13 protein-coding genes and 1 pseudogene are annotated in these 18,463 nt (G+C 50.1%); 2 read left to right on the top strand and 12 right to left on the bottom strand.

What is annotated here, in order from left to right; translation table 11 throughout:
- Positions 1-60 precede the first annotated feature (60 nt).
- Positions 61-768, top strand: a complete 708-nt coding sequence (gene arcA, locus AC4MRN_RS02555) for a two-component system response regulator ArcA (protein ID WP_073316920.1) — start codon at positions 61-63, stop codon at positions 766-768.
- Positions 769-832: 64 nt separating this feature from the next.
- Here arcA and AC4MRN_RS02550 read toward each other — a convergent pair whose 3' ends face one another.
- The 3 genes from AC4MRN_RS02550 to pmbA all read right to left on the bottom strand — a co-directional run bounded on the left by AC4MRN_RS02550 (position 833) and on the right by pmbA (position 6,200).
- Entirely contained in the window at positions 833-3,685 is a 2,853-nt protein-coding gene (locus AC4MRN_RS02550; RefSeq protein WP_491202409.1) for a tetratricopeptide repeat protein, read from the bottom strand.
- Between the two features lie 105 nt (positions 3,686-3,790).
- Entirely contained in the window at positions 3,791-4,672 is an 882-nt protein-coding gene (locus AC4MRN_RS02545) for a choice-of-anchor A family protein (RefSeq protein ID WP_370242465.1), read from the bottom strand.
- Positions 4,673-4,868: 196 nt separating this feature from the next.
- Positions 4,869-6,200 (bottom strand): metalloprotease PmbA, encoded by a 1,332-nt coding sequence (pmbA, locus tag AC4MRN_RS02540; protein ID WP_073318579.1) that lies wholly within the window; start codon positions 6,198-6,200, stop codon positions 4,869-4,871.
- Between the two features lie 72 nt (positions 6,201-6,272).
- Here pmbA and yjgA point away from each other — a divergent pair, with 72 nt between their 5' ends.
- On the top strand, positions 6,273-6,818 hold the full coding sequence (yjgA, locus tag AC4MRN_RS02535; protein ID WP_491202408.1) for a ribosome biogenesis factor YjgA: 546 nt from the start codon (positions 6,273-6,275) through the stop codon (positions 6,816-6,818).
- A 32-nt stretch (positions 6,819-6,850) separates the two neighbouring features.
- Here yjgA and tldD read toward each other — a convergent pair whose 3' ends face one another.
- From tldD to AC4MRN_RS02490, 9 genes and pseudogenes are all read right to left on the bottom strand, one after another.
- The gene (tldD, locus tag AC4MRN_RS02530; protein WP_491054387.1) at positions 6,851-8,293 is read right to left on the bottom strand and encodes a metalloprotease TldD; all 1,443 of its coding nucleotides are present in this window, start codon (positions 8,291-8,293) and stop codon (positions 6,851-6,853) included.
- The gene (locus AC4MRN_RS02525) at positions 8,277-9,113 is read right to left on the bottom strand and encodes a carbon-nitrogen hydrolase family protein (protein ID WP_487964731.1); all 837 of its coding nucleotides are present in this window, start codon (positions 9,111-9,113) and stop codon (positions 8,277-8,279) included. Before AC4MRN_RS02525 ends, tldD begins: the two co-directional genes overlap by 17 nt.
- Entirely contained in the window at positions 9,097-12,975 is a 3,879-nt protein-coding gene (locus AC4MRN_RS02520; RefSeq protein WP_491202407.1) for a YhdP family protein, read from the bottom strand. Before AC4MRN_RS02520 ends, AC4MRN_RS02525 begins: the two co-directional genes overlap by 17 nt.
- Entirely contained in the window at positions 12,972-14,438 is a 1,467-nt protein-coding gene (rng, locus tag AC4MRN_RS02515; protein WP_073316948.1) for a ribonuclease G, read from the bottom strand. Before rng ends, AC4MRN_RS02520 begins: the two co-directional genes overlap by 4 nt.
- The gene (locus tag AC4MRN_RS02510) at positions 14,435-15,013 is read right to left on the bottom strand and encodes a Maf family protein (protein ID WP_491202406.1); all 579 of its coding nucleotides are present in this window, start codon (positions 15,011-15,013) and stop codon (positions 14,435-14,437) included. The genes rng and AC4MRN_RS02510 overlap by 4 nt, the downstream gene beginning before the upstream one ends.
- Positions 15,013-15,489, bottom strand: coding sequence for a rod shape-determining protein MreD (gene mreD / locus AC4MRN_RS02505; RefSeq protein ID WP_491202431.1), 477 nt, complete (start codon positions 15,487-15,489; stop codon positions 15,013-15,015). Before mreD ends, AC4MRN_RS02510 begins: the two co-directional genes overlap by 1 nt.
- Positions 15,485-16,351 carry a rod shape-determining protein MreC gene (gene mreC, locus AC4MRN_RS02500; protein ID WP_155016111.1) on the bottom strand — a complete coding sequence of 289 codons (867 nt, stop codon included), beginning with the start codon at positions 16,349-16,351 and terminating at the stop codon, positions 15,485-15,487. The genes mreD and mreC overlap by 5 nt, the downstream gene beginning before the upstream one ends.
- Before the next feature lie 38 nt (positions 16,352-16,389).
- Positions 16,390-17,433 (bottom strand): rod shape-determining protein, encoded by a 1,044-nt coding sequence (locus AC4MRN_RS02495; RefSeq protein ID WP_073316955.1) that lies wholly within the window; start codon positions 17,431-17,433, stop codon positions 16,390-16,392.
- A gap of 271 nt (positions 17,434-17,704) precedes the next feature.
- Positions 17,705-18,463, bottom strand: a pseudogene (locus AC4MRN_RS02490) (DUF6701 domain-containing protein); the annotation flags it as partial.

Genomic DNA, 18,463 nt, shown 5'->3' with positions numbered 1-18,463 from the left:
AACGATATAAATCTGTTAAACTTTGAACAGAAACAAAACAATAGTAAATAGAGTGTGAACATGCAGACGCCCAATATATTGATAGTAGAAGATGAAGTGGTCACTCGTACCACGTTAAAGAGTTTGTTTGAAGCCGAAGGGTATAATGTGTTCGAAGCCGAAAACGGCGAACAAATGCATGATTTCTTTGAAAATCACGCCATTAACCTGGTTATTATGGATATTAACCTACCAGGTAAAAATGGTCTGATTCTGGCTCGCGAAGTACGCGACCGTAAAAATGTTGGCCTGATCTTCCTGACTGGCCGTGATAACGATGTTGACCGAATTTTAGGGCTAGAGATTGGTGCCGACGATTACCTCACCAAGCCATTTAATCCTCGCGAACTAACGATTCGTGCAAGAAACCTGCTGAGTCGTACTACCAGCAGCGCTGAAGATGACGATTTACCAAGCCGCGTTAGCTTTAATGGCTGGACGCTGGATGGCGACAGCCGTTCACTGATCTCTCCAAGTGGTAACGAGTTCCGCTTACCGCGCAGTGAATTCAGAGCGTTACACTTGTTCCTGAGTAACCCGGGTAAAATCCTGACTCGCGAACAGCTGATTATGGAAATGACAGGCCGTGAGTTACGCCCGAATGACCGTACTGTTGACGTAACGATTCGTCGTATTCGTAAGCACTTTGAATCTGAGCCAAGCGAAGAAGAGTTGATTGTAACCATCCACGGTGAAGGTTACCGTTTCTGCGGTTCCGTAGATAACTAAAATCAGGCGAAGCATGTGTTTAACGCCGGGCAGCATTAATGCTACCCGGCGTTTTTTGTTTCTGTCAGGAAGCGTTCTTCAAACGAGCTGCAAGGGCTCTTGCTTCTTTCTGGTAGGTGAAACCGGTTTGCTTGTCTAATAATTGCGACACTACCTGCAACGCTTCGTTGTTAAGTCCCAGCTGACTCAGGGTATAAGCCAGAAAATACCCGGTATCCAGGTTGTTTCCATCCAAAGTATGCGCCTCTCTAAGCAGCTTCACAGCGTCCTGAGGGAGATTTTGCAAGGTTAACGACCAACCAGCCAATGATTTCACATAAGGGTCATCAGGCATGCTCTGAGCCGCTATATTGGTATACTCAATGCCTTTGGTTATATCAAAGTGAAAGTAAGCTTGTGCCAGTCGGCGTGCAAATGCCGGTTTCTTATCTTCAGACAGCAAGTTCTCATATAAATACACATAGTGTTTGGCGGCTAACTCGAACTGCTGTTGATAATAATAAAACTGCGCCAACAAATTCCGTGTAAACACCAGGTCAGGTTGCTCCGCCACCCGACGGGACAGGGTTTGCTCAAACTCTTTGACCCCGATGCCATAGTGGGTCAGCGTGTAGAGCTTGGCATAAACCAGATCATAGCTACTGTTCAGCGACAGCGCCTTGTAATAGTGTGTTCTGGCTAACCTGAGATCACCGGATTGCTCAGCCAGGCGACCTTTAAGTAGCCAGACATCGGCCTGACCAGGATGGTCGCTGACTAATTGCCCCAACACCACTTCGGCCTCGCCAGGTTGATCAGTATTCAGGAAAACCTCGGCAAGCTTAACACCTGCCAATAAATCACCAGGCATGAGCTCTCTTGCCCGATGCAAACTTTGTATTGCGAGTCGTTGATTCCCAATTTGCAAAGCGGCGTTCGCCGTTGCTATCAACAGTAAGGGCTCATTGTTAGCAAGCAAAGCGGCTTTTTTCAGGTCGTTCTCTGCTTTTTTCACATCCCCTAACGCATGGTTCAACTGCGCACGTCGCAATAGATTTTGCGTAGTGTTGTATTCGAGTTCGATCAGGCGCGACAGGCTCTGTATTGCTGCGCTAATGTTGTTACTCTGAATGCGCAGCGCGACCAGGGCTTCCAACACATTTTGCTGAGAGTCGTCGAGTTTCAATAGCCGTAGATACTGGTTCAAAGCTTGTCCGGACTGCCCGGACGACAGCAACAATCCAGCGTATAGCTGCCCTACCGATAAACCCCTTGGAAACTTGCTGGACAACTCCCTGGCATCGTTCACTGCCTGCTCGGTATTACCCTGCTGATGAGTAAGCCAAATGCGATTCACTTTTGCCGGCGTTAGCTCGTCTGAGATAGAGAGTGCTTTATCCAGAGCCTGCGATGCTTCTTCAAACTGCTTGAGCATTAGGTGCAATGCCCCTTTAAAATTCAGTAAATAGGCATTATCCGGCTCACGTTTCAATAAGCTGTCTACAGCCAGTAGTGCTTGTTCAGGCTGATTGGTGCGGGCCATGACAACAGCAAAAACCGTTTGTACCTCTACTGACTCGGGGTATTGTTCGCGCAGCGCAGTCAGCTTTTCAGCGCCTCTGGCCAACAACCCTCTGCCGAGCAGAATTTTAACTTCCAGTAGTTTGGCATCAAGCCGTTCGGGGTAGCTGAAAACAAAGGTTTGCCAACTGCCCAGTGCTTTAAATATGGTGCCTTGCTCAATAAACAGTTCGATCATCATGGCATAAGCAGTTGGCGCTTCATTCAGCAACAACTCCTGGTTGGCTTCCAGTACTTTTATCGCTTCAGCTCGCTGACCCAACTGCTGCTGAGCTTTTGCCAATAACACTATGGTTTGCGGGAAATAGGCTTTCTGTTTATACAAGTGTGAAAACTCAGACAGGGCCGTTTCGAATGCGCCTTCCTGATATGCAATCAGTCCGCGCAGAAATATTAATTCTGAGGGCGATTCTGTCAAACTCACGCTGAGCTTCTCAATTTGTGCCTTTACAGCCTGCAGAGCCAACGCATTTTCAGTGTTGGCAACCAGGCTATTGCTGACTAACAGCGCGTAAGGATCTTGCGGTGATTGCGCCAGTATGGATTCAACCATTGTGAGTGCACGCTGGGTGTTGTTGCCCGCTAAATACAAATCGGCCAGTATTCGCAGAACCAGCGGATGTTCAGGGTTTATGGCAAGTGCGTGGTTAGCATATTCCAGTGCCTGGGCGTTGTTGTTTTGCCCCTGACTTGCCTGTGCAAGTGCCAGCCATACCCGAATATCGTTATCGTCAATCAAACGTGCTCTTTGTAAATAGCGGTTGGCTTCTTTCCAGTTCCTGGCCTTAATCGCAATTCCCGCCAGCCCCAAAGGTTGCTCGATATCATCAACCAGCAGGCCACGTTGCAGGTAACTCTCTTTGGCGCAGCGTTCTTCTCCCAGTGCGGAACAAGCCTCAGCCCTGGCCAATAACCAATATGCCTGCTGCTCTACGGGGAACTGTGTATATTCATCAAATTCATAAATGGTCTGGTAATTGCGCGTAGCTAACAATGCATCTGCCCATTCTCGAGCAAACAAAGAGGCATCGGCCCCGCGTTTACGCGCACTATTGAAAGTTACCACGGCCTGTGAATAGGCGCCGTGTTTGCTCTGAATCTTCCCTAGCAATGCAACGGCAGGCAAAAAGTCAGGCATTGCTCGCTGACAGCGTTTTAAGTGGACTAAGGCCGTATCAGGATCGCCCTGCTCATAACTGTATTCCGCTTTTTCACATTCTATGGAGGAGGTTTCATTGCTTTGTTGGGCTTTAGCAGGACCACACAGCAGGACAGCCGCCAACAAGTTTACGAACAGCATTATCGCAGGCGAAGTGCCCTGCAACCTGAATAGCGCATTGAGAGAATAAAACGGCAATTTAACATCCTGTAAAGCAAGCAGTGTAGCTGCAATGATATTATGTTTAGCACAATGCAAAAAGGCTGGAATTCCAGCCTTTTCGTTACAAAGTGTATAACAACATTATGAGCGGCGTCTAAGCGCCATTGTTGCAATCAGCCCACCAAACAGCAGGAAAAATACCGGGGGTGCCGGCACATCGACTCCAGGTGTTTCACCCGGCGGTTCGTAAGTAAACAGCTGATTGTGTAACTCTACCGTGCCGGTATACGACAAGGCAGCAAAACCACCGTCCAGGCTACCTGTGCCACTGGTAATGTCTGCGTTCGGTGCGAGCACTGAACCGTTCCAACCGTCGCCATTAAAACCAATCGACGTGTAGTCGAAGAAATTCCACAGCACCAAAGACGCAACCTGCTTGGTAAAGTTACCAAACGCTTTAGAGTTCAGGTTTAATGCACCCGTTCCCGCAACGTTAATGATAATGGGGACCGTAGGTGTAAAACCAAAACTAAAGCTGCCGTTTAACAAATCAGTACCATTGATGTTGAACACCAACAGGTCGTCGCTACTGGTAGATTCAAACTTCAGATTGTTCATGTCTGAGGTATTGAAAGTACCGTTTGCAGCTAAGGTTTTGTAATAGTTACTGTCGTCGATAACGCTTTGATAAATCGCATCAAACTGATTTTGCAAGGTGGTTTGGCTTTGCTGGCTCACTGAGCCGCTGCCATTCAGAATCAGGTTTGTGCTACCAATATTTCCACCGTAAACAATGTTGCCGTTCTGCGTTTTCACATCGTTTGCAGTGATATCACCAACAACCGTTACCGCGTCTACAACCGGATCAGCAGCGATTCTGCTGGCTACGTCCAGTGATTTGCCTGCCATGTCGATGTTACCACCGATCATAATGCGGCCTTCAATATCACTGCTGGTATTCAGGTCGTTTTTCAAAATGAGGTTATAAGTCCCTACATTCTCAACAGACGCAACTGCGCTCATAGACACGCAGACGGCCAACGACGCAATTAATTGATTGAACCTTTTCAATGTTCTGTACCCTGTTCCATTCTTACCGCGATCCAAGCAAAGATCGAACCAAAAAATAACCACATGAAATACATAAGGAAATTTGGTGACTGTAAAGTCTTCCTCTCAAAAGTGATAAAAAACCTGACAGGTCAAACCTGATATTTCACTACGCGCCAGCTATCATCATTTTTTCAAGCAAAACCGAGCCCGTGCTTACGCTACCGCGGCAATCCTGTTCAGCACCAATTGCGACGATGTTGGCATACATATCCTGCAGCGAACCTGCAATAGTAATCTCGTGAACCGGATATTGCACAATGCCGTTTTCTACCCAGAACCCGGCAGCACCGCGAGAGTAATCTCCGGTGACGATGTTCACGCCCTGCCCCATGAGTTCAGTGACCCACAGGCCAGTACCCATGGTTTTCAGTAATTCAGCGTCACTTTGTCCGGAATTACCTACCACCCAGTTGTGGATACCACCAGCGTGCCCGGTCGACACCGTATTGAGTTTACGCGCCGAGTAACTGGTATACAGATACGTAGACAGGCGGCCTTGTTCAACCACATTCAGATCGCGAGTCGCCACGCCCTCATTATCAAAGTTGCTGCTTGCCAGTCCGCCTTTCAAATGGGGCCGCTCAACAATATTCAACCACTCAGGGAAAACCTGACTACCCAGTTTATCTAATAAAAACGAGGAACGGCGATACAGTGACCCTCCGCTAATTGCACCAACATAATGTCCGAACAAGCCGGCTGCAATTTGTTTATCGATAAGTACTGGCACTGTGGCCGTCTTGATTTTCTGTGCACCAAGGCGTTCAACCGTTGCTTTTGCCGCCTCGCGACCCACACTCTCAGGGCTGTCTAACAGGCTCGCGTTACGACTCACCGTGTAGGCGTAGTCACGCTGCATATCTTCGCCTTCGCTGCCAATCACCATACAACTCAGACTATACCGGCTACTTGTGTAGCCAGCATTAATACCATGCGTATTGCCGTACACGCGCATACCGATATTCGCGTTGTAACTGGCACCGTCGGTATTGGTTATCCGAGGATCGTAATCCAGTGCAGCTGATTCAGCACGTACCGCGGTTTCGATGGCTTTTTGAGGGTCCAGCGGGATCGGATGGTACAACTCCAGGTCAGGGAACTCCGTTGCCATCAGCTCTGCGTCGGCCAAACCGGTACACGGGTCTTCGCTGGTATAGCGAGCAATATCTACCGCTTTTTCCACTGCCAGTGCAAGTGCAGACGGACTAAGGTCAGCGGTAGATGCGCTGCCTTTATGTTTGCCCACATACACGCTGATCCCCAGTCCACCATCGTTGGTGAACTCAATATTTTCCACTTCGCGCATACGGGACGACACTGCAATGCCTTCCACCTTCGACATACTGGCTTCAGCCTGTGTGGCACCTTTTTTTAGTGCCAAACTGAGTACGTCAGCAACTTTTGATTGAATTTCTGCGAGTTGTTGTTCGATTTGCATAGAAGTTTCGCTATAAATGTCCATTGTTCATGGGCTACAATTTACTATTATTTAGTTTAACACGAGAGTCCCATGACCGACCCGAGTCAATACGATGACGAAAACTGGGATAGCAACGACGACTATCCTGATTTTGACGAGCCCGTCAGTAAATCCGAACTCAAACGTCAGTCTGCTCACCAACAAGAAATTGGCGAGCAACTGGTTAATTTGTCTGACGCCCACCTCAAGACCATCCCGCTGGATGAAGAGCTGGGTGATGCCGTAACACTGGCCCGCCGAATCAATCGCAAGAAAGACGGTTTTCGCCGCCAGCTACAATTCATAGGCAAATTAATGCGTAGTCGCGAGCTGGAGCCAATTGAAACCGCTCTGGCTAAACTGCAGCATCAGCACAATGAACACAACGCGCTGTTCCACAAACTGGAAAAAGCCCGTGATGCTATTGCCGACCAGGGCGATTCTGCTATTGAGCCACTGCTCAGTGACTACCCTCAGCTAGAGCGTCAGAAACTGCGTCAGTTTCATCGTGCTATCGTTAAAGAGCGCAGCAACAATAAACCGCCTAAGGCGTACCGGGAATTGTTCCAATACCTCAAAGGCGCAATTGTTGAATAAACCTGTGATTCAGGCTTAGTCGGGCGGATACGTTAAGACGTGCCGCCCACTGTTAATTCATCAATTTTCAGTGTGGGTTGCCCAACGCCAACCGGTACACTCTGCCCATCCTTACCGCACACACCAACACCGCGATCAAGTGCGACGTCGTTGCCAATCATTGAGATTTTCTGCATAACTTCAGGGCCATTACCTATCAGCGTAGCGCCTTTGATTGGTGCAGTAATTTTACCATTTTCAATCAAATAGGCTTCGGCACTGGAGAACACAAATTTACCCGAGGTAATGTCGACCTGACCGCCGGCAAAGTTAGGTGCATAAATGCCTTTATCGATGGTAGCAATGATCTCTTCCGGGCTGTATTGGCCCCCTAACATGTAGGTGTTGGTCATACGCGGCATAGGTAAATGCGCATAGGATTCGCGACGCCCGTTACCGGTAGGTTTAACCCCCATCAGGCGCGCATTCATTTTGTCTTGCATGTAGCCAGTCAGGATACCGTCTTCAATTAACACGTTATGTGCAGTTGGGGTGCCTTCATCATCGACAGTCAGTGAACCACGACGATTATCCAGTGTGCCATCATCAACAACGGTAACGCCTTTCGCAGCAACCTGTTTACCCATGCGACCACTGAACGTAGACGCGCCTTTGCGGTTAAAGTCACCTTCCAGACCGTGTCCCACCGCTTCGTGTAGCAGTACGCCTGGCCAACCATTCCCTAACACCACTGGCATTAAGCCAGCAGGTGAGGCAATGGCTTCCATATTCACTCTGGCCATGTGCAGTGCTTCGTCAGCCAGCTTTTCATAATAAGGTCTACCGTCTTCCTGCTGAGTGAAGAAGGAATAAGTATGACGACCACCCGCCCCGGCACTGCCGCGCTCTCTGCGGTCGCCTTTTTCCAGCAATACCGAGCAATTTAAACGCACGAGTGGGCGAATATCGGTTGCAAAGGTACCGTCACTGCCTGCGATCAGTACTTCTTCGTACACACCACTCAGCGAGACTACGACCTGGCTAATGTTGGTGTCTTGTTGACGAATATAGGCATCGACGGCTTTGAGCAGGGCAATTTTTTCTGCCTCAGCCATGGCCTGAATCGGGTTATCGCTGGCGTAGCGGGACGTGGTTGCCACGTCACTTAACGCCGCCACTTTCAATGTACCACCTTGTGGCGCAATGCTTCGCGCCGCGCCACAGGCTTTTAAAATAGCGTCCTGGCTGATTTCATCTGAATAGGCAAAACCGGTTTTTTCACCGCTAATCGCCCGCACTCCGACACCGCGCTCAACGTTAAAACTGCCTTCTTTAATGATGCCGTCTTCCATCACCCAGCTTTCGTGCTGGCTGGACTGAAAATACAAATCGGCATAGTCGGTTTGATGCGTGTAAATAGACGCCAGCGCTGAATCCAGGCTTTGTCGGGTCAGTCCCGAATCACCGAGTAAATGCGTTTCAACTTGATTTGTCAAAATGACTCCTGAATCGATTGTGTTGTGACAGTGGCATAGACTGGCGATATTTACCCAGTTCGGCCAGTGACACGGATTGCTGAACTACTCCTGGCATTGTAGCACGTTGTGCCAGAAGCTCGCCCCATGGCGACAAAATAAGGCTGTGCCCGTAAGTTTCCCGGCCGTTTTGATGCACGCCGGTTTGGTTAGCCGCCACCACGAAGCACTGTTTCTCTACGGCTCTGGCTCCCAACAGGGTATGCCAGTGCGCAGCGCCAGTGACCTGCGTGAACGCAGCAGGCAGCACCAGAATGTCTATCTCGTCCATCGCATCGAATAAGCCGGGGAAACGCACGTCGTAACACACTGCCATACCAATGCGGCCAATTGGCGTATCTGCCACGACTACCTGCGTGCCCGCTTGTGTGTATTTGGACTCCAGATACGAACGGGTATTGTCTGCTACCGACACATCAAACAAATGAATTTTCTGATAATGCGCCAACTGCTCGCCTTCCGGGCTAATAAGCAAACTGGACGCGGTAAACTTTTGCGGATTGTCACATTGTATGGGCAGCGTGCCACTCACAATGTAACAGTTGAACTCTTTGGCCAGCGCCTTCAACCGCGCCTGAATCGGGCCCTTGCCTTCCGACTCAGCTACCGTCAGTAAGTGTCCGTCACGGGTACCAAAACAGGCAAAACACTCCGGCAGTACCACCAGACTGTTTGCAGGCAAGTTGGCTTGAGCAAGTTGTGTCGCCACAACGTCTAAATTTTCCGTTACATCCGGGCCGGATGTCATTTGCAGCGCAACAAGATTAACTGTCTGCGTCATTGATGTCCTTGGGTACGATGGCCGGGGAATCAGATTCTGTTGGTGTGGGCGCTTGCTGCTCGGCAGGCACCTGCTGAGCTGGCAGTGCAATATCTTTGCTGTCGCGGCCAACTTCCTCTAACACCGGCTCGTCAATTGTGCCAGTGATATGATAATTAACATTAGAGATCACTTTCGCCGAGGTCAATACCTGATCTAATGCCAGCGCCGCCAATGCGGTGGGCGGATTCACCATAAAATAGACTAAAAACGGCAGGTTGCCCGTGACGTTTGGCGCAAAACTGACATTGTAATTCAGGGTCTGCTCAGCCAGATTGGTATAACCGGTAATTTCGATTTCGCCGGCGCCGCCATCAACGACGGTGTCATTGGTATTGGCCACCCCGTCGACAATTTGGAAGCTACCCTGAATGTCGTCGTAAAAGAACCCTTTAGCAAACACATCCCGAAAATCCAGACTCAGTTTACGCACCAGTGAGTTTAGGCTAAACAAGGTAAAAATCCGCGAGCCTTTGTCGCTTACCTGCGTGAGATAACCATCGGTTAGCTGGGTTTCAATATTGCCGTTCAGCGATGCCATTGAAAAGTTAAACGGTGAGTCCTGCCAGTCCAGAATAAAGGTCACATCGGCAGCTGAATCCTTGATGCCGGAATTTACCCCCATCAAAGACAGAAAGGCCCCCACATCCCGGCTGTTAACTTTACCTTCAATACGGGTGCTCTCGGCATTGCCCTGAGTCAACCAAGCACCTGATGCCTGAATGGCGCCGTAAGTATTCTTGGCACTTAACTGCTTGATCCGCATACCATCATCGAGCCTGACCACCTCAACATCGACTTCACCAAAGTCTTTGTCGAGGAGCACACAGTTACCACAATGAAAACGAATGGGCGGCAAATCAGCGGGTTTATAGTTGTGCTTAACGGTCTCTTCTGTGTTTTTACCTTGCCACTCTGTCAGGCGAATAAAGTCGGCGTTTATATCTATACCCTGCTCCAGCCAGGCGTCATAAAGTCTTACTTCCGCTTTTGCTTGTGACGAGGAGACATCCAGCAGCCAGTTGTTGTTTTGTTGCTTTGCAGTGATATCGACACCTGTCAATGTCTGGTCGAACACCACCAGATTTTCCGCTTCAATAAAAATGCGTTCGGGCACAGAGAAGTATGGTTTGCGTGCAGTTTGCCCCGCGTCCGAAGACGGCGAAAAACCGCCTACCAACAATTCAATGGCCTTGTACCAATCGGCGACTTCCACCTTTTCCAGATCGGCTGAGATACTGAAGCCGACGCCCAGCCCGACAAAGTCACTGTCGCCTAACGCCAAATGCGCACGGGAAAACTGCTTTTCAGCGTGAGGGAGGACACCGTTAAATCGCACGTCACTGCCAATGTTCACACTGACATTGGTCGCTTGTTCGTTGCCGTCAGCCAGCACCATTAATGGCATCAAATCGGTCGATAATTTATTAAACGGCAGTGGCAGGCGAGAGTCTACGCCATGCAAATCACTGTTTAATGTGGCGTGATACTGGAACCCGTCTTTTTTGAGGGAAACCGATACATCAGTTTGCCAGTTACTGCGCCCGGAGAGGTAAGCGTTAAAAGCGGGATTAAATCGCTCAATCAAGGGTTGCGTGGCCCAGTTGCCGGCCAGATGCATATCCAGCAGGTATTCATCGCTCAACTGGCTGCCCGTAAGCTGAATAGTAACAGGTTGGTCAGTTAAGTCTGCCGTTACCCCTTCCAAAGAAATATTGGCATTGTCGAACGCTATATCGCCTTGCACGTTTGCAAACACCAAATCCAGGCTTGTTACTGTCACCTGATTATTATTCAGGGTTGCAACACCTGACGCCGACACCTGTTCGCCGTTTAACGGGATATCCAGATGCAAGCGAGCGCTCAGCGGACCATCTACCACTACATCCCGGGTCAATACTTTGCCCAGGGAGTCTTGCATGCTGGAGGCCTGCATCAATTGTCCAACGGCTTCGCCGGTACCTAAGCCGTTAGCATCTATAGACAATACCGACGAACCGGCCAGTCGGGGAATTTTCGCCTGCAGGTTGCTCAGTTGAATGGCTTGCAATTGGCTTGAGTCACTGCTCATGTAGAGCGACTCGTTTTCGAACAGCAAGTCCATGCTTAATTCAGTGAGTGCGGGCCACTGGCGCGAAAACGTAAATTCAGCGTCTTTAATAGCAACCTGAGCCTGAAAGATGCCCTCATTTTGCCTGAACGGGAAAGCATCTACCGCTCCATGCCATATCACTGTGGCCTGTTCTACTTCTCCGGCTCCGCTAAAGGCGCGATTCAGATAGCTAACCGTACCTTTACCCATATAATCAGCCGGGAATAACTGTGGTACTTTGCTGAGCGGCATTTTGCTGACATTCAGTACGGTAGATAAATGTTTGTTGGCAAACTGGTAGCGCAATGACTGCTCGAAACTCACTAATTCGCCATCGACGGCCAGTTTGTCTATCCACAACTGCCAGTCTTTGTTGTTATCGGCAAAAAGATAAGCCCGCCCTTTCACCGACGCCAGATCTATGTCCTGCGGCAGTAAATTATCTACGGAGAAGGCCACATCTGCTGCATCAAGCTCCAGTACGCCGTGGTCCTGATACCAGAAAAACTCTGCATCCAGCGCATTGAGCCCGGGTACGTGTCCACTTTGCTGCCACTGCATATCAAATACCTTGGCAGCGGCAGAAAACTGTTTGTCCTGCCATTGTAATTGCAATGTGGCCAGCTCAGCTTCAGGCTGAAGTCGGTTGATTAGCGAACCTCCGTCACCAGCGATAAACAGCGGCGCCAGTGACAACAATGGCGACAACGTCAGTGGTTTCACGGTATTGATTAACACGTTGCCGTTATTGTCGGCTTTGCCAACCAGGTCGGTAACCAGCGTGTGTTTACCGGACTGCAGCACCAGTTGGTCAACCCGAATCGACCAGCCGTCATCGACCGGGACGGCCTGCACAGTGCCGCCGCGAATATGGCTTTGCAGTGACGCGTCCTCAGCAATACGCCAGGCAATATCGCTGTCATCAAAGTCAACCTGTACCGCTGTCACCTGATTGTCGTTTAGTGATGCCCAAAATTCAAAATTACCGCGGCTTTCTTCAACTGGCGAACGCGTGGGTAACAATGCGCTTACCCACGGAGAAATGTCCAGCGCCTCACCCTTAGCGTATAAGGTGCCTTGCAGTGAGGATTTATCGCCATACAAATCAAGTATGAAGGACGCCGAGTTGTTCGCCAGCTCCTGAACCCGGATTTCTCCGCGTCCCTGGTGTCGCTCATCACGGTTAACCCACACCAGCTGCGAAAGCTCGACCACTTGTTCGTCGTTTGCTGTGACCAGCCTGACCTCGCCATGCAGCAGCGAAAAGCTCTGCAACTGATCTAAAAACAGGCTGCGCAAAGCCTCAACAATCGGGAAGTCTCCGGCATCACCAGACTCCATGCGCTGGGTATCAATTTTGGCAGCCAATCCCACCAGATCAAAGCGTTTGGATGACAGCTCTCGTTGCTGAATGGATTGCCAGAAATCCACTTCTACGTAAACTTGCTGGACGCGCAGTTCAACCGGTGACAGGTCGTTCTGAGTAAACTCAACGCCATTGAGTACAATACTTGGGCCGGTGCCCTGCCAGGCGGCGGAAAGACTGTCGATGGTGAGATTAATGCCGTATTGGGCGCTCAGGTAATCCTCGATGAGATGCTTTTCTTCATCGAGATAGGGAAGGGTGTAACGCAGTACACTCAGTAAAACAGCAAACAGCACCAGTACAATGGCACATAACAGCCAAAGTTTCCTTACAAGATAAGCGGAAACAGACAGAACGCGGTTCACATCATTACCACATCGTACTTATCCTGGTTGTACATTGTTTCAGTTTGTACTTTGATTTGTTTTGAAACAAAGACTTCCAGTTCTGCCAACATGTGAGATTCCTCTCCCAGCAAGTAATCCGCTACGGAAGGAGACGCATATACAACGAACTTGTCTGCATCGTAGGCGCGGTTGACCCGCACAATTTCACGCATGATTTCAAAGCAGATAGTTTCCAGCGTTTTCACGGAGCCGCGCCCTTTACACACCGGGCATTCACCACACAAAATATGCTCAAGGCTTTCGCGGGTGCGTTTGCGCGTCATTTCCACCAGCCCCAACGACGTAAAGCCGTGAATATTCACTTTAGCCCGGTCTTTGGCCATGGCGGTTTCCAAGCTATTCAGCACCCGGCGTTTGTGATCGTTGTCCGTCATGTCGATAAAATCGATCAGGATCATCCCGCCCAGGTTGCGCAACCTGAGTTGGCGAGCGATAGCCTGAGTCGCTTCCACATTGGTATTAAAGATGGTCTCTTCCAGATTGCGATGTCCTACAAACGCCCCGGTATTAATATCAATGGTGGTCATGGCTTCGGTTTGGTCGATGATCAGATAACCACCTGATTTAAGATCTACCCTACGCTCCAGTGCGCGCTGCACTTCGTTTTCAACGTCGTACAAATCGAAGATAGGCCGGTCGCCCGGGTAATACTCCAGCTTGCGGTTCATCTCTGGCACATATTCTTTGGTGAACTGCGACAGTTCCTGATAAGACAGCTTGGAGTCGATTCGAATACGGTCCAGTTCAGTGCCGACGAAATCACGTAACACGCGTCGAGCTAATGGCAAATCTTCGTACAGGACATGAGACTTACGGCGCTTCAGGCGCTGCTGAATTTTGCTCCACAAACGGCGCAGAAAGTCAGCATCTGCTGCCACTTCAGGGTGACTCACCCCTTCTGCCGCAGTACGGAGTATAAAGCCGCCGTCTTCATCACAAAACGCGGAAACCAGCTCTTTTAGGCGCTCGCGCTCAGCTTCATCCTCGATGCGCTGAGACACACCCACGTGGGTCACGCTGGGCATAAAGACCAGATAACGAGACGGAATAGTAATGTCGGTAGTGAGCCTGGCGCCCTTGGTTCCAATGGGATCCTTGACGACTTGTACTACGATATCCTGCCCATCACGGACCAAATCACGGATATCGTGCTTTTCAATATGGCTGGTAGAGACTTCGCCTACCACTTCGTTGTGGATCACGATATCTGAGGCATGCAAAAACGCGGCTTTCTCTAGTCCGATATCTACAAATGCAGCCTGCATACCAGGCAACACCCGGCTTACTTTACCGCGATAGATATTGCCCACCAGCCCGCGCTTGGTATGGCGTTCAACATGAACTTCCTGCAGAATACCATTTTCAATTAGCGCCACCCGCGACTCCGACGGCGTAACGTTAATCAATAATTCTGCACTCATGACATCACCTCAAATTCTTTGAGCAATTGTACGGTTTCATATAATGGCAACCCTACTACCGCACTATAACTTCCGTTGATTGACTTAACAAATTGCCCGCCAATTCCCTGAATACCGTAGGCACCGGCTTTATCTGCTGGTTCACCCGTTGCCCAGTAGTCGTCGATTTGTGCCGCGGTTAAAGGACCGAATACGACTTGCGTGACCACGCACAGTGTCTTTTGACGGGTTGCATCTCTGACACTGACAGAGGTCATGACCTCATGCTGCCGGCCACTCAGGGATTGCAACATGCTACGCGCGTGCTCTGCATTACGGGGCTTGCCCAGCGCCTGATTCTCCAATACCACCATGGTGTCTGAAGCCAGTACCACTTGCGCTGTCCCTTCGACTTGCAGCCAGGCCGCATTGGCTTTTTCGGCGGCTAAGCGCAACACCTGTGCTTTTGGCGGCTCATTGGTCAGGGCTGTTTCGTCCAAATCCACGGGCTGCTGAATAAATTCGACCCCAATCTGGCTCAATAGTTCGGCGCGTCGGGGCGAGGCCGACGCAAGCATTAAGGTTCTAGTTTGCATCAGGTAATCCTTAGCTGACGTCTTATTTTTCGCAGTAGCCAGAACATCCAGGGCCACAGAGCCATTGACGTTAACACCGGCCACAGTTCCTCAAACCGGAATGTGACATCGGTGAGCAGTCTCAATAACCAGAATAGCAGTGAATGGTACAGCCCGCTTACTACGCCAATGATCACAGCCTGTTGCCAAACCGAGTAATTTCGCAGGCGCTGGTAATTTGCCGCCAGCACGTAAATAGACACGCTCAGGGCAAAACTGTGCACACCTAACGCCGTGCCAAGCAAAATATCCATTGCCAGGCCGCTAATAAATGCCACACCCACATTGGCTCGATGCGGCAAGGCCATTACCCAGTAGGCCAGGACGATAAGCACCCAATCAGGTCGGTACATATCCACCTGAATCGGCACCGGAATAATCTGGCACACCATAGCGATAATAACGCTGATAGCAATGGTGTAGTGGCGAACCTTAATCACTGGCCTTCTCCACTGCGCTGCTATCCTCTTCGTTCTCTGCACCATTTGGCCACAGTATCAGTAGGTATTTCAGCCGGTTCAAACGTGCCAGTGGCAACACCGTTACCTGTGCAAACGGACGCGATTCGTCGCGTACCACTTCTGTCACTTCTGCCACGGGATAGCCCTCCGGAAACACATCACCTAATCCGGACGATACCAATACATCGCCAACTTCCACATCGGTACTATGCGCAACATGCTCCAGGAACAATTCGTCAATAACCCCACCGCCGCTGGCAATAAATCGTGCATTGTTTCTCACTGAGCGTACTGGAATAGAGTGCGTGACATCGCTGATTAGCAGTACCCGGCTGTTGGTCGTCCCGACCTCCATAACCTGTCCCACAATACCGCGTTCGTCCAGAATGGCCTGCCCCAAAAACACGCCGTCGATAGCACCTTTGTTAATCACGATTTGCTGACTATATGGGGTATTGTCTACCGCCATCAGCTCCGCCACCATTTTGCGCATGTCTTGCCTTACCGGCGCGTCAAGCAACCTGCGCAACTGCGCATTTTCGCGTTCCAGGACTTCAAATCGTTGGAGCTTTTCGCTCATTAATAACAAACGGTTAGTCAGTTGCTCATTTTCGGCAATGAGAGCCTGGCGAGAGGTTAAACGCTGAGCGCTGACATCGAGTAATTGGCCCGGCAGGTTCGCCAGGTACTGGATTGGGCTCATCAGCGAGTTCAGAAAAACGCGGGAAGAGGAAAAAGCGTCGAGCCTGAAGTCCAGAAACATCAAAACCACCGACATGGTTAACGCCAATGCCAGCCGGTTATTCAGTGAGGGACCGCGGGTAAATATGGTATCCATAAAACAGCAAGGCAACCTGTGGAGGTTGCCTTGTTCGTTTATTCGTAACTAAAAAGGTCGCCGCCGTGCATGTCAATCATGTCGAAGGCTTTACCCCCGCCACGAGCCACGCAGGTTAACGGGTCGTCAGCAATGACCACCGGAATACCGGTTTCTTCCATTAACAAGCGATCCAAATCTTTCAGCAATGCACCACCACCGGTGAGTACCATACCGCGCTCTGAAATGTCTGATGCCAACTCTGGTGGAGATTGTTCCAGTGCAACCATTACCGCAGACACGATACCGGTCAGCGGCTCTTGCAGGGCTTCCAGAATTTCATTGGAGTTCAGAATAAAGCCACGCGGCACACCTTCAGCGAGGTTACGACCACGCACTTCGATTTCACGAACTTCTTCGCCCGGATACGCTGCACCGATTTCATGCTTAATGCGCTCAGCCGTTGCTTCACCGATCAGTGAACCAAAGTTACGGCGAATGTAGTTAATAATGGCTTCGTCGAATTTATCACCACCAATGCGAACTGACGATGAATACACCACGCCATTCAATGAGATAATAGCCACTTCGGTAGTACCACCACCGATATCAACAACCATGGAGCCGGTTGCTTCCGATACCGGCAATCCGGCACCAATTGCCGCTGCCATTGGTTCGTCGATCAAATATACCTCGCGAGCCCCTGCGCCCAGCGCAGATTCTTTAATTGCCCGGCGTTCAACCTGGGTTGAACCACAAGGTACACATACCAGCACACGAGGGCTGGGACGTAAAAAGTTATTGTCGTGAACTTGCTTGATAAAATGCTGTAACATTTTTTCGGTAACGTAGAAGTCGGCAATCACACCGTCTTTCATTGGGCGGATAGCCCGGATGTTACCTGGTGTCCGACCAAGCATACGTTTTGCTTCCGCGCCCACGGCAGCGACACTTTTTGGTCCTGCGGCTCGCTCCTGGCGAATGGCAACAACGGAAGGTTCGTTCAGTACGATCCCCTGATCCTTTACATAGATCAGCGTATTGGCTGTTCCGAGGTCGATGGACAGATCGTTAGAGAACATGCCTCGCAGCTTCTTAAACATGTAGTGGTATTTCCTGTAATATACGCCTGAATTAACACCGTAAGGTGCGGGAAGACGGCGGTCAGACGTAAACTGATAACGTTGCGCACACTTTAACAATGGGGGCTATTTTGAGCAAGTAAACTGCCCCCATTAAAGAAAAAATATCTTAAGCGTTGTTGACCATGAAAGTACGATATTTGTTCAATTTAAGTGCGTCTTGCTCTCATTTCTTCGATTGAAGCTTGCTCAGAAAGAGAAAATACGTAGGAGTAAGCGCGAAACTTCCGGATTAAAAGCCTTCGCGCATATGAATTGTACGGTCGTTGCCACGGTAGATGCCGAAGAATAAGTCTGCCGACGGACTGTCATCTGCATCGATGTCGCCGTCGCCGTCCCAGTCTATATTCAGGTGATTCGCCCAATTAGCCCCTGGCGCAGCCGGGTCCAGTCTAATGCGCACTGAACCGCGTACGGCTACACCGTTGGACATAGCCGGGCCTACCGCAATAACACCATTTTCGCTTTCGCCATTTGTGAGGGTGCCACTTCCTGCAATGCCCGACAGTAAGCCTGTTAAATCCTGTTCATCATTGCCGGTAGAGGTATTTTCAAGCGTGATTTGCCCACTGCTTTGGGTGAAAGCAACTGCAGTGCAACTGTCGTCGGTATTCACCAGCCAGTTACCATTGTTGAAGTATTCAGCAATGACCGGTAAACGCAGTGTTTCAGTTTCCGGACCAAAGCTGTTTTCCAGGCGCAGTCTGCCATAGCGCATTTCACTGCCCTGAACAGAGGGAATAGTAAAGCTTTCACACCCGTTTGGATAACTGGATTGATAGCATATGCCGTCGGTGTCAGTAAGCACACTGCTGCCGACAATAATGTCGACATCGGCGGTAAACGGCGAGCCGTTACCCGCACCGGTCGCCGGGGTTGCTATCTTGCTGTATTCAAGGCTGGTGTCGTACACCGTCATCACACCATCACCGTCGTAATCAGCACTGTCGGTGATCACCGGAGTAGAGCCAGCTGTGAGCGTATTCAAGGT

It is taken from the genome of Marisediminitalea sp. (assembly GCF_984433645.1).
This window is presented reverse-complemented; position numbering and strand designations above follow the sequence as displayed.